The sequence below is a fragment of the Rhodoferax sp. GT1R46 genome, assembly GCF_056521285.1.
This window is the reverse complement of sequence record NZ_JBWMBC010000003.1, coordinates 323609-338736: the sequence shown is the minus strand read 5'-3', so window position 1 is coordinate 338736 and position 15128 is coordinate 323609. Positions and strand designations below refer to the sequence as shown.

Below are 15128 nucleotides of genomic sequence, written 5' to 3'. Positions count from 1 at the left end.
TGACGGTTTGTTCACTCGTGGTGGTCGAAAGTCTGAAAACCGGCCAGCTTGACCAGTGCGTCGCGCCGAGCGCTGACGAAGTCGGCCTGCACCATTTCGGTCACCAGTTCCTTGAGCGTCGTTTTGGGTGTCCAGCCTAGTTTTTCTTTGGCTTTGGTGGGGTCGCCCAGCAGGGTTTCCACTTCAGTCGGGCGGAAGTAGCGGGGGTCTACCTTGACGATAACGTCGCCGACTTTGCACTTGGCATCTTTGCCGCTGATAGAGGTCACCACGCCTTGCTCTTCAACCCCGTCGCCCTTCCAGGTCAGGCCGATGCCCAGCTCCTGGGCCGCAAACTCTACAAACTGGCGCACGCTGTATTGGACGCCGGTGGCAATAACGAAGTCGTCGGCCACATCTTGCTGAAGCATGAGCCATTGCATTTCCACATAGTCACGGGCATGGCCCCAGTCGCGCAGGGCGCTCATGTTGCCGAGGTAAAGGCAATCTTGCAGGCCGAGTGCAATGCGTGCGATGGCCCGGGTGATTTTGCGGGTAACAAAGGTTTCTCCGCGCAGCGGGCTTTCGTGGTTGAACAAGATGCCGTTGCAGGCATACATGCCATAGGCCTCACGGTAGTTCACCGTGATCCAGTAGGCATACATTTTTGCTACTGCGTAGGGGCTGCGGGGATAGAAAGGTGTGGTTTCCTTTTGGGGCGTTTCCTGGACCAGGCCATACAGCTCGCTGGTGGAAGCCTGGTAAAAGCGGGTCTTCTTTTCGAGACCCAAAATGCGAATGGCTTCCAGAATACGCAGGGTGCCAGTGCCATCTGCATTGGCGGTGTATTCGGGGCTTTCAAAACTCACGGCTACGTGGCTCATGGCGCCAAGGTTGTAAATTTCGTCAGGCTGAACCTGTTGAATGATACGAATCAGGTTGGTGCTGTCGGTCAGATCGCCGTAGTGCAGAACCAGGTTGCGTTGAGAAACGTGGGGGTCCTGGTACAGGTGATCAATACGGTCGGTATTGAATGATGAGGCGCGGCGTTTGATGCCATGCACTTCGTAGCCTTTTTTTAGCAGCAACTCGGCAAGGTAAGCGCCATCTTGTCCTGTGATGCCTGTAATAAGTGCAATTTTTTTCATGATTCCTGGGTGCGCTGAATGGTTTATTTGGTTTTGATTTCGCCGATGAACCTGTCGCGGTTCTCCGGTGCGATGGCCTGGATCATTTCTGCGGCAAACTGACGTTGAATGGCGTAGGCGTTGTCTGTGGCGGTGTCGATTGATGAAACCCGCACCAAAATTCCGTCTGGAATTCTTCCGGTCAACGAGTAGCGCAGGTCTACCAACCTCTTGTCCAGAAGGCTTGTGGTGACGTTGGTGCCAATGACGTTCCAGTAAGTCAGGGGCTCGTGGCGCTGACCGAGGTTGGTTTGCAGGTTGGTGGCCGCTATGGGTTGCCCCAGCAGATTCAGGGTGGTCTTTTGTTTGTCAGCAACCGCAAAGCCCTGTGCCGGGTAACAAACCTCTGGGCTGTGCAGCTCCAGTGATTTGCTCTGGTTTTTTCCATAGGCAATGGACAGCATGATGCGATAGCCCTGGTTGTTAACGAAGGTGCGGGTGAGTGTCTGGCTATAGATCCGCTCCAGCGTCTCTTTTTGCTGTGGATCGATGATTTGAGCCGACATGTTGAGCTGCTCTTGCCAGTTGCCAAAAGCGGTGGGTACCATGGCTTTCAGGTCAATGGGTGCGCGCTCATCAGCCAAATAAATGGTGGGGCGCAGTGCAGCGCCCAAGCTGGCTGATAACAGCATCAGTGCCATCAGCACGATGTCTTTAAATGAGAGTTTCATGGCAGTTGGCTCAAGTAACCAGTGGCGTAGTCCGTTGGCGGTAAGACTCAAATGCCTGCAGGGCGGTGTCAAATCCGATGATCAGCAGCAGGGCGCTCAGGAACAGAACCATGCCTGCAAACCCGTGCAGAAAGCCCTGGCCTGCTGCGTCTCCAAAGTGGTAGGTAATGAGTGTGAGCGTCATCACGCGAATGACGTTGGCTGAAAACGAGATGGGAACAATCAAAGCGGCCAGACCGATGTTTCTGAATGTGGAATCGCGCCGTACGATGTTCAGATACAGCAGGCCAAGGGCTTCCAGAGTCAAAAGGGTGTGAAGCCCGGCGCAGGCATCCGCCACCAAAAGCATGTATTGGCCAATTTGCAGGATGACACCCGTGCGGCCAATGGGGTATCCGGCCCAAAACAAGATGTGTTCAACCACATAGGAGACGGCCATTTTCATGGGCATGGTGACTGTGTCAACCACGGTGCTGGGCAGCGGAATCATGAACAGCATGAAAAACAAGGCGAACCACTGTGCTTTCAAGGCCAAGGTACCGCGCTGCAGCAGGATCAGCCCTATCAGGAGCCAGATGGCTGAGCCCACTTCAAGAAAACCAACGCTTTGAGACCTCCCCAATGCATAGAGCATTGCACCCAGCACAAACACAGGCCACCCCCATTTGCTGCTGGGTTGCCCTCGGGCTGCAAGTTCCATCGCAGGCCAGTTGCGGTAGAGCAGCCACACCGAGATGCCCAGCACGATGGGACCGTGCATTTGCTCGTCCTGGCTCCAGGGGCCCTTGAATAAATCTATGAGGCTCGGTACATACAAGGCCGCTAACCCTACGATGATGGGCATCCAGACCAATAGATTGGCGCGCCAGTCTGGCGTTTTCTGGCCCAGGCGGATGACAGGGGGATAGCGGGTGTTCATATAAATACTAAAGCGCCGGAGTTAGGTCAGTCGTCATTGAGCACCGAGCCAACCAGTGCGACACCGCTGTCTTGCAGGCGGCGGGCCAGCAGGGTTGCCTGGGGCACCAGGCTTTTGTTCTTGCGGGCCACCATCAGCGCGGCACCAGCGCATGAAGCGATGATTTCTGCGTCGGCGTAGGTTCCGCCCGCAGGGGTGTCGATGATGATCACGTCAAACTGCTGGCTGGCGGCGCGCAGCAGTTCGCCAAATGCGGCTCGGCCCAGCAGCTCCTGTGGGTTGGGTGGCACAGCGCCGGCGGGCAGCACCGAGAGGCCCGGAAGGCCGGGTACCGATTGCGCCGCTTCCAGCCCGGCCCGGCCCGCCAATATGCCTGACAAGCCCGCGCTTCGGCCAAGCTTGAATAGGGCATGCTGGTCTGTGCCGGGGGAGGCGCGCAGGTCACCGTCGATCAGCAAGGTGCCCTCGCCCTGTTGCGCAAACACGATGGCCAGATTGGCTGCTATGAAGCTGCGACCTTCATGGGCACCGGGGCTCACCACTGCCAGCACCTTGCGAGTGGGGTTGGCATTGAACCAGCGCAGCATGAGCTGGCTGCGTACGGCGCGCAGGTTTTCCCCGACACGGCTAAATGGTTTGTAGGCTGCCACCAGGGCAGGGCTGAGGCTGGTGTCCTGATCGGTCAGGTAGGCGTATTCGAATTGCTGCGAGAGTGCAAAGTCGATGTCGGTCTTGGTGAGTACATTCAAGGCCAGTGCCGCATCGCCAAATTGAATGTTTTCCTGCTGTTGGCGCAAAAGAATGCGGGTTGCGTCCTCCGCGCTCAAGCGGCCGGTAGCCACCAGAATGTCGCCGATGGACCGGGCCGAGCCTGTGGGCGCATTGGCGTGCGGAGTGATGCTGGTGACTGTGTTCATGCGCGGGCTCCAGTGGTGGCGTTCTTAAACATGCCCGCAGCCGAGCTGATGGAGCCCAGAACGGGCAGGTCCAGCGCTTCAAGCAGGTCTTGTGGTGATCGCACGTGGCGATTGGTCAACTCCATCATCAAAGCCAGGCCGATGCCCAGTAGCGTGCCCAGGAAGATGGAGATCAGCACGTTCAACACTTTGCGGGGCTTGGAGGCGATGGTTGGAGCTGATGCCGGATTGAGCACGGCGATGTTGGTCTGGTTGGCCTGGCTCTCGATGTTGGATTGCGAGGCGCGCTGGCTCAGTACCTCAAATGTGCGCTGGGCAGATTCAATATCACGGCGCAACACGTTGAGCTCGTCACGCTGCTTGTTCAGCACCAGCACGCGGGCCTTCTGCGCGCCCAGAGCGCCTTGCAGCTGCTGTTCACGCTGTTTGCTGACCTGGTAGGTGGTTTCGATGGAGCTGGTGATCTTGTTGGTTTCTGCAGTCAGCTGGGCCTTCAGGGTCGCCAGCTCGGCCTCGGTGCGCTGTGTTTGCGGGTGGTTTTTACCGAGGTTGACATTGCTCTCGGTCAGCTTGGCCTCAAGTCGGGCAATGTCGGACTTCAAGCCGTTAACGAGTGGGCTTTGCATGACTTCAGCCACAGTGTCGGCTTTGACGTTTTGGCGTTTGCTTTGGCTATCGGTGGTTTGGCCCTGAATACCGGTGAGCTGGCTGGAGGTCTCATTGAGTTTGGCGACTTCGTAGTCGATTCGGTCATCGGCCGCAGTGATACCGTTCTTTTGCTGGTAATTGGAGAGGGCGAGTTGGGCCTTTTCCAGCTTGCTGCGGGCCTCCTTGGTTTGATCTTCAAAAAAGGTTGCGTACTGGCGGGCAGGGGCCACGCGCAATTCAAGGTTCACATCGATGTAGGCCTTGGCAAAGGCATTGGCAACGGCAGCGGCAAAGTCGGGGTCTGTACTGACGTAGTTGATGTCAATGACGTTGCTCTCGCGCGAGGGCTTGACCTCCAGGCTTTTTTGCAAAAGATTGGCCAGCCAGTTGATCAACTCGCCCTTGCCCTTGGTGGCCTCCAGCCACTGCTGGCGAACGGCATCGCTTTCGTCCATGCGCAGCAACTTGACCACCGCCTTGGCGGTGCGGTCACTGTTGATAATGTCCACTTGGGTGGCCATGTAGCCCGGTGTCATCAAGCCCTGGAGCATGATGCCGCTTACCTGGTCCGGGGACTTGACGTCCAGCAAGACCGCCGTGCTGGCGGTGTACTGCTTGTCCATCATCAGATTGACGGCCACTGTGGTGGCTACTGTCAAAATCAGTACCAAAAGCGCCGCTTTGTAACGAGCGCGCAGGATGAGCAAAAATTGTTGAAGTGTCATGGCATGGGTGCTCGGGTCAGAAAAGGCTTTCTTTGACGTAAATAACGTCATTGGGCAAAACGGGGTCAGTCAGCTGGGGCTCCAACTGCTCAATGCGGCCGTCGGCGGCTTTGCGGTGCAGGCGCAATCGTTTTTCGCTGCCGCGCGCAGTGATGCCGCCGCCCTGTGCCAGCGCTTGCATGACGGTCATATCGCGTTCGATACGGAAAGAGCCAGGGCGCTGGGCCTCGCCATAGATGTAGAACACAGCCGCGCGGTGCACATAGATGTTGTCGCCGCCTTGAAGCACGATGTCGTCTTGGACCTTGTCGGTCAGAAAAATGGACGGGATGTCGATTTGCTTGCGAAACGCCTTGCCATTGCGCACACCTGTAACGATGGCAATGTCATCGCCACCCGGATTGGCGCCGCCAGCGTTCGCCAGCATGTCGCTCAGGCGGGTGTTGGCGGTCTCCAGCGGGAATCGCCCGGGGCGGTTAACCTGCCCAAGGACTGCCACCTGATTGCCACGAATCTGGACCAGAATAATGTTGACTTGGGGGTTCTGGATGAAACCGCCCTTTTGCAGGGCGCTGGCAATCTTTTGTTCAGCCACCGCTATGGACAAGCCGCCCAGGGCTACAGCGCCAATCAGTGGGTAGGTGATGGTGCCGTTTTCCGACACGCGGGTTTCAATGGTGAGGTCCGGGTTTTGAAAAACCTGCACCCGTATGCCATCGCCTGCACCCAGAGGGTAGTCAGGCGAAGCCTCGGCCTGGGCGTTGAGGCCAATAAGGGCCAGCACGCCGGCCACCAAAAAATGTGAAATTCGAAACAAGCGCTTTGTCATGGGAGAGGTCCAGATATAAAACGGGGTAATGGCTCTTCAAGGCGGCGTGCGCTGGGCTTATTTGAGCCCTGCGATACCTTTTTCCAGGCTGTTCTTGGCCTTGTCTTCAGCGGAGGCAGAGGCGGAAGCAACTGGGGCGGCTGCAACAGCCGCAGGCGTGGTGCTCTCGTCTTTGGAGAACTCACCCAGATAGGCAATCTTGGTGTTGCCACGCAGCAGTTTGATGTTGGCAGCAACTGCCTCGCCTGCGCGCTGGTTCGTCAAGAACTGCTCGATGCGCGGCAACGCAGCGGCTTCAGGAACGGGTGTCAGCTGTGATGAAGCCACGCGCAGCAAGGTGACTGATTGAGGTGACTGGATCACCAGGCTCTGGCCGTCTTTGAGGGTGTGGACCTGCGCGAGCAGTTCCAGTGGAATCTGTTCTGCAGCGCGTGTGGCACTGCCACCACCAAACTTGATGTCTTTGCTTTTGAGCCAAGCCGCAGACTCTTCAATCGGTTTACCTGCTTCAGAAAAGCTGCGCAACTGCTCGACAATGCCAGGCGCTACCGGGACAACAATTTCCTGGACGTTAAAAATGCGACGCTCGGCAAACAACTGAGGGTGATCGACGTAGTATTTTTTGACATCTTCTGGTGTTGGCTTGCTGATGCCACCCACCACTTTTTGTATGTAGGCTCGGGCGAGAATTTCGCGGCGCGAGGCTTCCAGTTGTGACACGACATCAGGCGAGCGGTTGAGTTTTGCCTCTGTTGCCTGGTCCACGGCGATTTGCTGGTCGATGAGCTTTTCAAGTATGTCGCGGCTCATTGCTTTCACAGCTTCGGGTGATGCACCCGATGTGTTGCTGCGGCCGAGTACCTGGTTGATCTGGTGAACCGAGATTTCCTCAGAGCCGACTTTGGCTGCCACTTGCGTGGCTACCTTGCTGTCATCCTTGCTACCGCAAGCTGAAAGGGCCAGTGCCAGGGTGGCAGCAAGAACGGAAAGAGTGAAACGGGAGTTAGTTGAGATCATGGTGTTTAAAGGTCAGTAAGTGAACTGGGCAGAAACTGTGGCTATGCGGCTATCAAAATCAAAGCCAGGCAAACTGGAAGCGCGGGAAACGTTTTGCAATGCAGCACTGAGGGCGAGATGTTTGTGTGGCTGCCAGTCGAATGACAGGCTGGTGTCCCGTGTGGTGTCGCTGCGCTGCTTCGCAAGCACGCCCGTGGGCGAACCAAAAAAGTCAAGTTGGGCCACTTCGTGACGAAGCCGTAGCGACGTCTTGGGGCTTATCTGCCAGATCGGCCCGACCGAAAAACGGTCAGTTTGCGTGTAGCTGGTGTTGCTGGTCTGGTAGCTGGAGAGCTCGCGCGCCCAGCCGGCAGTCAATGCGGATTTTCCAGAGAGGTTCCAGTTGAGGTTGACGGCGGTGGTTAAACCGCTGAAGTCAAGCTGGGCGAAGTGCGGATGGGTGCGGCGGACCTGGGTTGCACTGAGGTTTGCCTGGCTCTTTCCGCTGATCACCCACAGCAGGTTGACCCCGTGGTCGATCTGGCGAAATCCGTCGTCGGATAAACCGGTCAAGTGCAGGGTGCGGTTGAGGTAGGTGCCGTCCGTGGTCTTGAATGAATACGAAAGGGCACTGCCAGAGGCATAGGCGAAGCGCAGTCCCAAGTCCGAGGCGGTCGATTTGAAGTCGTCATTGCCCAGCACCGCGCGCTGGTTGGTTTGGCTCGATTGGGTGGCGCCTGCCAGTAGCGACCAGGTTTTGTAGAGTTCATAGGCGGCGTCAAAACGCGTGCTGGTGTTGGTGCGCTGGTTACTTTGGGTGTATCCCTGAAAGTCGGCAAAGCTGTTGAGCGTTTCTTTCCGCTCACTGGTGAGGTTGCCGGTTACGTGGGGGGTCAGACTCCAGCGCCAGGCGGCGTTGTAATTGTGTGCAATGAAGTTGAGGTAGCTGAAATTTTTATACTGGTTGTCGACCAGGTTCGCGGCAAGCTCAAGCCGCTGCAGGCTGTAGGCCTTGTTGATATTGAAGCCGACCGAAGAAATGGCAATCTCTTCGGCTGCGCTGGACTTGCCAATCAATGCGTTGACGTTTGCGTTGGAAGGCAAACGAAACAGGTTGCTGTCACTTTGACGTGCATAGCTGGCGTTGAGTGTGAAAGTATCTTCCGTTTGCGCCCACGCAGGCACAGTTGAAAACACAACAAGCAGGGCTGACGTCAGCGGGGGGCGAAGATGCACCAACATACTCAGTAAGCCTTTTGGTCTTTGAGGACCAGGCGAATAGTTTTCAGAATGATGTGGATGTCAAGCCGCAGCGACCAGTTGCGCAGGTAGTCGAGGTCGAAATCAATGCGCCCCTGCATCTTGTCCAGCGTGTTGGTTTCGCCACGGTAGCCATTGACCTGCGCCCATCCGGTAATGCCAGGTTTTACCTTGTGGCGCACCATGTATCCCTTGATGAGCTTGCGGTAGAGCTCATTGTGGGCGACAGCGTGTGGGCGAGGACCCACAATGCTCATACGGCCCTGGAGCACATTGACGAACTGGGGAAGTTCGTCGAGCGAGGACCGGCGCAAGAAGGCACCCAGCCGGGTGATGCGCGCATCATTTTTCTGCGCCTGCTGGATGGTGGCGCCGTCTTCGGTAACGGTCATCGAACGAAATTTGTAGATCAGTATTTCTTCACCATCTTGACCGTAACGGCGCTGCTTGAAGATGATCGGACCGGGCGATCCCCATTTGACGGCCGCCGCAATGACCAGGAGGACAGGGGAAATCAGCACAAGAATCAGGACAGACAAGATGATGTCGCTCATGCGCTTAAGCGCGCCGTTGGAGCCCTTGAACGGCGTGTCGCATACAGAAATGACCGGCATGTCGCACACGGAACCTGGCTGGCCCTGAATCAGATCGGTGACGAACATGTCGGGCACAAAATAGATCGAAGCGGTGGTGTCTTTCAGGTCATCCAGAATTTGCAGAATGCGCGGTTGTGAAGCCATCGGCAATGACAGGTAAATCAGCTGTATGCGATTGCCTTTAACCAGACTTGCCAGGTCATTCAAGCCACCCAACAGGTTTTGTGGAGTGGTGGGTGTGAGGCGTTCGACGCTACGGCTATCGACAAAACCAGTGACATCGATCTGGGAGTAGGGCGAACTGCGGATTTTTTCGGCCAGTGCCAGACCCTGCTCATTCATGCCAACAATGATGGCGCGTTGCCGAGGCCCTTGCATCTTGAGGAGCATCGGTGCAGTGGCGCGCAACAGCAGGCAGGCACTGAGCTCGGTCAGCGGAGCCAACCACACCCAGGCAATCAGGGCCTGTTTTGAGAAATCGCGGATATATCCGGTACTGACACCGGTGACGAGCAACAAGCCGGCGATACCCGTCCAGTTGACCGCGATATCAATGATCAATGTTGTGATGGATGACTGAAGCCGCGCTTGACCAGGGAAGGTCAGGGCAAAGACCATCACTGAGAGAATGAGGTAGGGAGGAAGAATCTGGTCCTCGAAATAGTAGGCCAGAGCCCAAAGAGTCGTAACAAAAGCACCCGGTCCGATGACAGATTCAAAAATGCTGAGCAGATTGTCTCTGCCCAGCGAGGCGGGCGCTGATTGCTTGTTTAGCGCCGCAGCCGATACGATGAGTTGGGTCTTGGACATTGATCACGGGGTGTTGTTCAGGGCGCGGTTCAGCATGCGTTTGGTTAAGCGCCGAAGTAAATCATGGGCATATGACAACGGTGTGTCATTTGGGTGGCGTGCTGCGAAATCCAAACGGACTATTCCCGGTCACGAATTTCTATTTGGGATGTAACAAATATTTGTCACCATCTGCATGCCTACCAAGGTTTCCGTAAAAAGCCCCGCGTTGACGCTGCAACTCTTTGTGCAACGTTAGACGCACACCCAATGTCCTAGGAGTTTCTGATGAAGTTGTTCTCAATTGCCGCACTGGCTTTGATCACCGCCACGCCCGCATTTGCGGGAGCGCCATTTCTCGTAGATTTTGAAAAGAACTGGGATTACGGCGTTGACGTAAACACCTACTACAGTGGTGGCACTGCTGCAGACGGCACCAGTGGTTCCAATCTCGGTGTGTCTTTCGTCAATATGTCGGGCTTGTCCAACGACAGCGCCTTCTCCTACTATGCAAACGCACCCACGATGCTGGGAACTGCTTATGCGTATACATATGCTGATACCGACAAGGCTTACATGAATGTCGCCGATGGTGTGGATAACGCGCTCTCGTTCTTCTATGCGAGTCCAAATGCTGTGTCCGGCGCAGTGGTTGTTTATTCTGGTTTGAATGGAACAGGTACCGTGTTGGGCAGCTTCGATCTGGCTGCCAACAGTTCTTTTGCTTACGACACATGGACACAGAAAACGCTGACGTTCAACGGCAGCGCCAAGTCTTTTGACTTCACGGCAAGTGCCAACGGCGTAAGCCTGGACAACATCGCAGCCGTGCCTGAACCCGAGACTTTCGCAATGCTCCTGGCCGGACTCGGCTTGTTGGGATTCAAAGCCCGCCGCCGCAACCGCTAATCGCTTGGCTGAACACTATTTAGGAGTAATTTCAATGAAATTCGTATTCAAAAAGAGGCAGATATCTGTCGCGGTGGCCACGGCCCTCGGAACCCTCGCACTGGTCAGCGCTATCGCGCCATCGGTAGCCTCAGCGGCTGGCAAGATCCCGGGTAAGTATGTTGCTGGTGACTTTCACAACCACACCACCTGCTCGGATGGCTCTATCTCCATGCAGAAGCTGGTCAAGAAAGTCACCGACAAGGTAGACACCCCTTGGGGCCTCGACTGGTTCGTGCAGGCCGGCCACGGTGGCAATGGCAATCGTAACTGCTCGTTGGTGGAAGATGCGACCCTGGAGACAGCAGAGTATCCTTATGTCGCAGGCCAGGGCCCTACGACAACCTGGGCCAACAGCATTGGCAAGGCTAACCTCAAGGGCGATGGCGGCGGCGCAGCAGGCACCGGCAGCATGTGGCGCTGGCAGTCCATCCAGGAAGTGCAGTACCAGGTGATGGAGCACCTGAACCACGCCAAGGATCTGCCACTGTTCCTCGGCTTGGAGTCGGTTGTCGCTGGTCACGAGCACAGCTCCATGTCCATCATTGCCGGCCAGATGCCTGCCCCGACAGAAACTGCAACGCCGTTGAATGTTGCTGGATATAGCCCACTGGGCGGTTACGTCGCCTCTGGTAACGCTACAGCGCTGGCGCAATGGTCTTACTGTTTTGACCGCGGCGACACCGACACGAGTCGTGGCAACATCACTGGCTCATCGGTTGGCAACAACTGGAACTGCTCGGTCACTGGTAGCCAAAATGCGGCCGACACGAGCTGGAACGCCACGGCTCAGAAGTTAATCCCCGCCAGCGGCACCGGAAACGGTACCAAAGGCCACAACAAGACCGTAGAGGCGATGAAGTGGATGAAAGAGTTCCACGCGAACGGCAGCTACTACGTTCCTGCTCACCTGGAGCGTGCGGGTCCGTTCAACCCGGATGGCAACAACGGTTTCAACATCGAGCACCTGCGCAACTTCAACAACGCGGCTCCGTCGGTGGCGTTTGGTTTTGAGACCCAACCCGGTCACGGTGCATCGTCCAATCGGGGTGAGTACCAGGTGAAGCGCAATAGCATCGCGGGCGTGCTTACCGACTCAGTGGGTGGAACGACCTACGGTGGTACGGGTGTCTATGGCGCACAACTTGGCGGTGTGTGGGACGCGTTGCTGGGTGAAGGGCGCAACTTCTGGTTTTTTGCAAGCTCGGACTGGCACAACCGTGGCAGCTTTGGTCCTGACGACCGCCGCTCGACCCAGGATTTCTACCCTGGTGAGTACCAGCGCAACTACACCATGGTTCGCAACGGGTCCGACAAGCTGCGCCCGCAAAAGATCGTCGATGGCCTGCGCACCGGCAACAACTTTGCTGCGAGCGGCCAACTGATTGATCGCCTGGCATTCATCGCTTGCGCTTCCTACCCCGGCCCTGGTGCCCGCTCGAACGCTGCGGTGGAAGCCTTGGCGGTAGCCGCCGCCACGAACAACACCGACATCGATACAACTGGCTGCGCCACCATGGGTGAAAAGCTGGTTGTTCGTCCGGGTGCGGAGATTGTGGTGTCGATTGTGGTGCGGGATCCCGATGGCGCCAACTACTCGCCGTACACTTTCTCCAACCCGTCGCTTTTGCAAATCGGCGCAACCCAGCCCATCAACATGCCGGTGCTTGACCACATCGACCTGATCCGTGGTTTGGTTTCTGGCTACAAGACGCCAGGTTCTGCGGACTACGCGGGTGAATGGCCACGCAACACCAATTGGCTGCGCACTGATGGTACGACTGCCAACCTGTCGGTGGTTCCTGCCGCCGCCAAGAACACTACTGCGTCGGTCATCAAGACGTTCAGTGGTGCAGGTGCAACGCCTTGGATGCCCGTGGTGTCGGGTGTCGACAGCTCTACGTTCCAGAAAATGACCTACCGTGTTCCAGCGGTTTCCGCTTCACAGTATGTGCGTCTGCGCGGTAGCAACCTGCCAGCGGCTGTGCCATTCGAAACCGATACCAGCGGCAATCCCTTGGCGGACATCTACACCAATGCCAGTAACACGGCCATGTTGAAGATTCCGTGCACCACAGTGGGTACCACCCTGAGCGGCAACGCGATCGACGGTTGCCCTGCGCATCTGCCGGTTGTTGGCGGCCAGAAGATGGTTGCCTACGATGTGGCGGCATGGTCTGACCTGTGGTTCTACAGCAACCCGATTTATATCCAGGTAACGGGATCGACGGTCGTCGCTGGCGTTCAGTAAACCCTCGCGGGTCACCGCTCGCAAGGCACCACGCGGTTTCGCGTGGTGCCTTTTCAGCATGGTGCTTCCGCGAACTAGTTATCAGGAATTTGACAATATGAACCCTCTCATAGGACGACGCTTGGTACTGCGGTCAGGTATCGCTGCAGGTGCTTCGCTTTTGCTGCCGGCTGCCCGGGCCTGCGAGTTCTTCACAACCAACCTGCGTATCGTGACGCCCTGGACCCGTGCCACCATGGTGGGTACCGCCTCGGCAGTGATCGGCATGACGTTCGACGACGTCGCGCAAGATGACCGCCTGATCGGCGTGGAAACACCTGTGGCCGAAAGTGCCGTCATGGTGGGGCCCGGCGTTGGCCCGCAGGTGAATTTTGCAATTCCCCAAGGGAAAGAAACCGTGCTTGGTGAGACTGGTGTGGTTCTCAAGCTAGTAGGCCTGAAATTTCCGATGGGCATTGGCCGCATCTATCCCATCACCCTGTCCTTTGAGAAAGGCGGCAACGTTACTGCCGACCTTCACGTCTTGTACATGCCCTACGCTTGAACGGCTCGGGCCTAACAAAATAAATTATGTCCACATCGCTTCCGATTTCTTCCGTTGACTCTCCCATCACCCAGTCCCAAAGTTCTGTCATGCCGACCTGGTTGCGTGAGCCGCTCTTGCACTTTGTCATCCTGGGCGGGCTGCTGTTCGCCGTTGACCATTTCATTGTGGGTCGTACCGATGACCCACGCACCATCACGGTCGCTTCCGAAGTCGACACCGAAGCCAGGCAGGTGTTCAAGGCTGCGCGTGGTCGCGAGCCCAACGCCGAGGAGCTTGACGCACTGCGTCACGTCTGGCTCGACAACGAAGTGCTTTACCGCGAAGGTCTCGCCATGCAGGTCGACAAGGGTGACACGGCGATCCGCGAACGCGTGATCTTCAAAGCACTGAGCGTGGTCGATGCCAACGTCAAATTGCCGGAAGTCAATGACAAACTGCTGCGCGATTGGTTTGAAGCCCGCAGAGCGAAGTACGACCTGCCAGCACGCTACGATTTTGAGGAGGCGGCACTTTCCGGAGACACCTCCGAGGCCGCCGTTCGTTCTTTCGTTCAGGCCCTGAACTCCGGAACACCTGGCGATGCCAAAGCGGGTTTGCGGGTCTTCAAGGATCGGCCATATGCCAACCTGGTTCAAAGTTACGGACCCGATTTTCCGAAGGTGCTGGAAGAATCACCGCTGCGTGAATGGCGGGTTTTGAAAACGCGTGACGGATGGCGTGCCATGCGGCTGGTGGCGATCACGCCGACCAAGCCTGCTGACTACGAGGCCCTGCGAAATGTTGTCTTGCAAGACTGGAAGGATGCCGTGGCATCTGAACAGCGCAGCGCCGCGGTTCGTGCCTTGACCAAGAAATACAAAGTGAAGTTCGAGGGTGCAACGAAATGAGCAACTTGATTCGTGCACGGCTTTTCGCCTTGTTTTTCGGCGCCCTGGCACTCTGGCCTGTCCTGGCTGGGGCGCATGAGATGAGCATGGCCGAGATGGAAGTGCGCGAAATGTCGCGCGGCGAGTTTCTCTGGCAATGGTCAGCCACCAACGATAAACGTCCCGGAACCGAGGATCTGACGCCGTTGTGGCCCGATAGCTGTGTGGCCGAATCCAACGTCTTGCACTGTGGAAATGACGGTCTGAAAGGCACGTTGGCCATAGAAGGTGTCGGCAAGCGCTACTCCGCCGCGCTCGTGAAGGTCTTCTGGATGGATGGACAGACCCGCGTGTACACCCTTACCAGTGGCCAGCCGACCGTGCAGATGTACGGCTCAGCAGACGACCGGCGCGGGATGGGCGAGATTGCGTATGCTTACACATTGCTGGGCATTGAGCACATCCTCACTGGCTACGACCACTTGCTGTTCGTGTTCGGCTTGCTTTTTCTCGTCGGCTTTCAGCGCAAGTTGGTATGGACGATCACGGCTTTCACCGCAGCACACAGCCTCACGCTGGTTAGTGCTGCCATGGGGTGGTTGACTCTGCGATCCCCGCCGGTAGAAGCCACCATTGCGCTGTCGATCATTCTGGTGGCGGGCGAGGCCCTGCACCAGCGCATGACTCTCGCCCGCCGTTGGCCGGCTGCGTTGGCATTTCTCTTTGGGTTGGTCCACGGGCTGGGCTTTGCCGGCGCACTGAAGGAAATCGGCTTGCCGGAAAATTATTTACCGGCTGCGCTGCTGACTTTCAATCTGGGTGTGGAAATCGGTCAGCTAATCACAGTGGGCACTGCCTGGCTGGTGTGGCGTGCGTTGAGTCGCTGGGCTCCTCTTGCAAAGCTGCGCACCCCGCTGCTATATGGCATTGGTTCCATGGCTGCGTTCTGGACCTGGGGGCGCGTGCTTGCAATCCTGGCCTAGATATCCGGGCATTTCCT

The 15128-nt window shown here is 57.0% G+C and carries 14 protein-coding genes; 5 read left to right on the top strand and 9 right to left on the bottom strand.

Features of this window, described 5'->3' with window-relative positions; genetic code table 11:
• Nucleotides 1-11 precede the first annotated feature (11 nt).
• Genes gmd through AC097W_RS10105 form a run of 9 tightly spaced genes read right to left on the bottom strand, consistent with a single transcriptional unit; the run spans nt 12 to nt 9537 of the window.
• Nucleotides 12-1127 carry a GDP-mannose 4,6-dehydratase gene (gene gmd, locus AC097W_RS10145; RefSeq protein WP_479602381.1) on the bottom strand — a complete coding sequence of 372 codons (1116 nt, stop codon included), beginning with the start codon at nt 1125-1127 and terminating at the stop codon, nt 12-14.
• A gap of 23 nt (nt 1128-1150) precedes the next feature.
• On the bottom strand, nt 1151-1837 hold the full coding sequence (gene epsI, locus AC097W_RS10140) for an exosortase-associated protein EpsI, B-type (protein ID WP_479602380.1): 687 nt from the start codon (nt 1835-1837) through the stop codon (nt 1151-1153).
• A gap of 10 nt (nt 1838-1847) precedes the next feature.
• Nucleotides 1848-2756, bottom strand: a complete 909-nt coding sequence (gene xrtB / locus AC097W_RS10135) for an exosortase B (protein ID WP_479602379.1) — start codon at nt 2754-2756, stop codon at nt 1848-1850.
• 26 nt (nt 2757-2782) lie between these two features.
• Nucleotides 2783-3673 carry a chain length determinant protein tyrosine kinase EpsG gene (gene epsG / locus AC097W_RS10130; protein WP_479602378.1) on the bottom strand — a complete coding sequence of 297 codons (891 nt, stop codon included), beginning with the start codon at nt 3671-3673 and terminating at the stop codon, nt 2783-2785.
• Nucleotides 3670-5046 carry a chain length determinant protein EpsF gene (gene epsF / locus AC097W_RS10125; RefSeq protein ID WP_479602377.1) on the bottom strand — a complete coding sequence of 459 codons (1377 nt, stop codon included), beginning with the start codon at nt 5044-5046 and terminating at the stop codon, nt 3670-3672. Before epsF ends, epsG begins: the two co-directional genes overlap by 4 nt.
• A gap of 16 nt (nt 5047-5062) precedes the next feature.
• Nucleotides 5063-5875 (bottom strand): polysaccharide export protein EpsE, encoded by an 813-nt coding sequence (epsE, locus tag AC097W_RS10120; protein ID WP_479602376.1) that lies wholly within the window; start codon nt 5873-5875, stop codon nt 5063-5065.
• A 57-nt stretch (nt 5876-5932) separates the two neighbouring features.
• On the bottom strand, nt 5933-6892 hold the full coding sequence (locus AC097W_RS10115) for an EpsD family peptidyl-prolyl cis-trans isomerase (RefSeq protein ID WP_479602375.1): 960 nt from the start codon (nt 6890-6892) through the stop codon (nt 5933-5935).
• Nucleotides 6893-6904: 12 nt separating this feature from the next.
• The gene (gene epsL / locus AC097W_RS10110) at nt 6905-8107 is read right to left on the bottom strand and encodes an XrtB/PEP-CTERM-associated polysaccharide biosynthesis outer membrane protein EpsL (protein ID WP_479602374.1); all 1203 of its coding nucleotides are present in this window, start codon (nt 8105-8107) and stop codon (nt 6905-6907) included.
• Between the two features lie 8 nt (nt 8108-8115).
• Complete coding sequence (locus AC097W_RS10105) at nt 8116-9537, bottom strand: undecaprenyl-phosphate glucose phosphotransferase (RefSeq protein ID WP_479602373.1); 1422 nt, start codon at nt 9535-9537, stop codon at nt 8116-8118.
• A 267-nt stretch (nt 9538-9804) separates the two neighbouring features.
• Here AC097W_RS10105 and AC097W_RS10100 point away from each other — a divergent pair, with 267 nt between their 5' ends.
• From AC097W_RS10100 to AC097W_RS10080, 5 genes are all read left to right on the top strand, one after another.
• Entirely contained in the window at nt 9805-10425 is a 621-nt protein-coding gene (locus AC097W_RS10100; RefSeq protein ID WP_479602372.1) for a PEP-CTERM sorting domain-containing protein, read from the top strand.
• 34 nt (nt 10426-10459) lie between these two features.
• Nucleotides 10460-12715, top strand: coding sequence for a hypothetical protein (locus tag AC097W_RS10095; RefSeq protein ID WP_479602371.1), 2256 nt, complete (start codon nt 10460-10462; stop codon nt 12713-12715).
• 97 nt (nt 12716-12812) lie between these two features.
• Nucleotides 12813-13259 carry a copper chaperone PCu(A)C gene (locus AC097W_RS10090; protein WP_479602370.1) on the top strand — a complete coding sequence of 149 codons (447 nt, stop codon included), beginning with the start codon at nt 12813-12815 and terminating at the stop codon, nt 13257-13259.
• A 26-nt stretch (nt 13260-13285) separates the two neighbouring features.
• Nucleotides 13286-14149: a peptidyl-prolyl cis-trans isomerase gene (locus AC097W_RS10085; protein WP_479602369.1), complete on the top strand. Its 864-nt coding sequence runs from the start codon at nt 13286-13288 to the stop codon at nt 14147-14149.
• Entirely contained in the window at nt 14146-15111 is a 966-nt protein-coding gene (locus AC097W_RS10080; RefSeq protein WP_479602368.1) for a HupE/UreJ family protein, read from the top strand. Before AC097W_RS10085 ends, AC097W_RS10080 begins: the two co-directional genes overlap by 4 nt.
• The last annotated feature ends 17 nt before the right edge of the window (nt 15112-15128 follow it).

Bases quoted from the DNA above. Each gene is read 5' to 3' on its own strand.
- gmd (WP_479602381.1), bottom strand. From the start codon at position 1,127: ATGAAAAAAATTGCACTTATTACAGGCATCACAGGACAAGATGGCGCT.
- epsI (WP_479602380.1), bottom strand. From the start codon at position 1,837: ATGAAACTCTCATTTAAAGACATCGTGCTGATGGCACTGATGCTGTTA.
- xrtB (WP_479602379.1), bottom strand. From the start codon at position 2,756: ATGAACACCCGCTATCCCCCTGTCATCCGCCTGGGCCAGAAAACGCCA.
- epsG (WP_479602378.1), bottom strand. From the start codon at position 3,673: ATGAACACAGTCACCAGCATCACTCCGCACGCCAATGCGCCCACAGGC.
- epsF (WP_479602377.1), bottom strand. From the start codon at position 5,046: ATGACACTTCAACAATTTTTGCTCATCCTGCGCGCTCGTTACAAAGCG.
- epsE (WP_479602376.1), bottom strand. From the start codon at position 5,875: ATGACAAAGCGCTTGTTTCGAATTTCACATTTTTTGGTGGCCGGCGTG.
- AC097W_RS10115 (WP_479602375.1), bottom strand. From the start codon at position 6,892: ATGATCTCAACTAACTCCCGTTTCACTCTTTCCGTTCTTGCTGCCACC.
- AC097W_RS10105 (WP_479602373.1), bottom strand. From the start codon at position 9,537: ATGTCCAAGACCCAACTCATCGTATCGGCTGCGGCGCTAAACAAGCAA.
- AC097W_RS10100 (WP_479602372.1), top strand. From the start codon at position 9,805: ATGAAGTTGTTCTCAATTGCCGCACTGGCTTTGATCACCGCCACGCCC.
- AC097W_RS10095 (WP_479602371.1), top strand. From the start codon at position 10,460: ATGAAATTCGTATTCAAAAAGAGGCAGATATCTGTCGCGGTGGCCACG.
- AC097W_RS10090 (WP_479602370.1), top strand. From the start codon at position 12,813: ATGAACCCTCTCATAGGACGACGCTTGGTACTGCGGTCAGGTATCGCT.
- AC097W_RS10085 (WP_479602369.1), top strand. From the start codon at position 13,286: ATGTCCACATCGCTTCCGATTTCTTCCGTTGACTCTCCCATCACCCAG.
- AC097W_RS10080 (WP_479602368.1), top strand. From the start codon at position 14,146: ATGAGCAACTTGATTCGTGCACGGCTTTTCGCCTTGTTTTTCGGCGCC.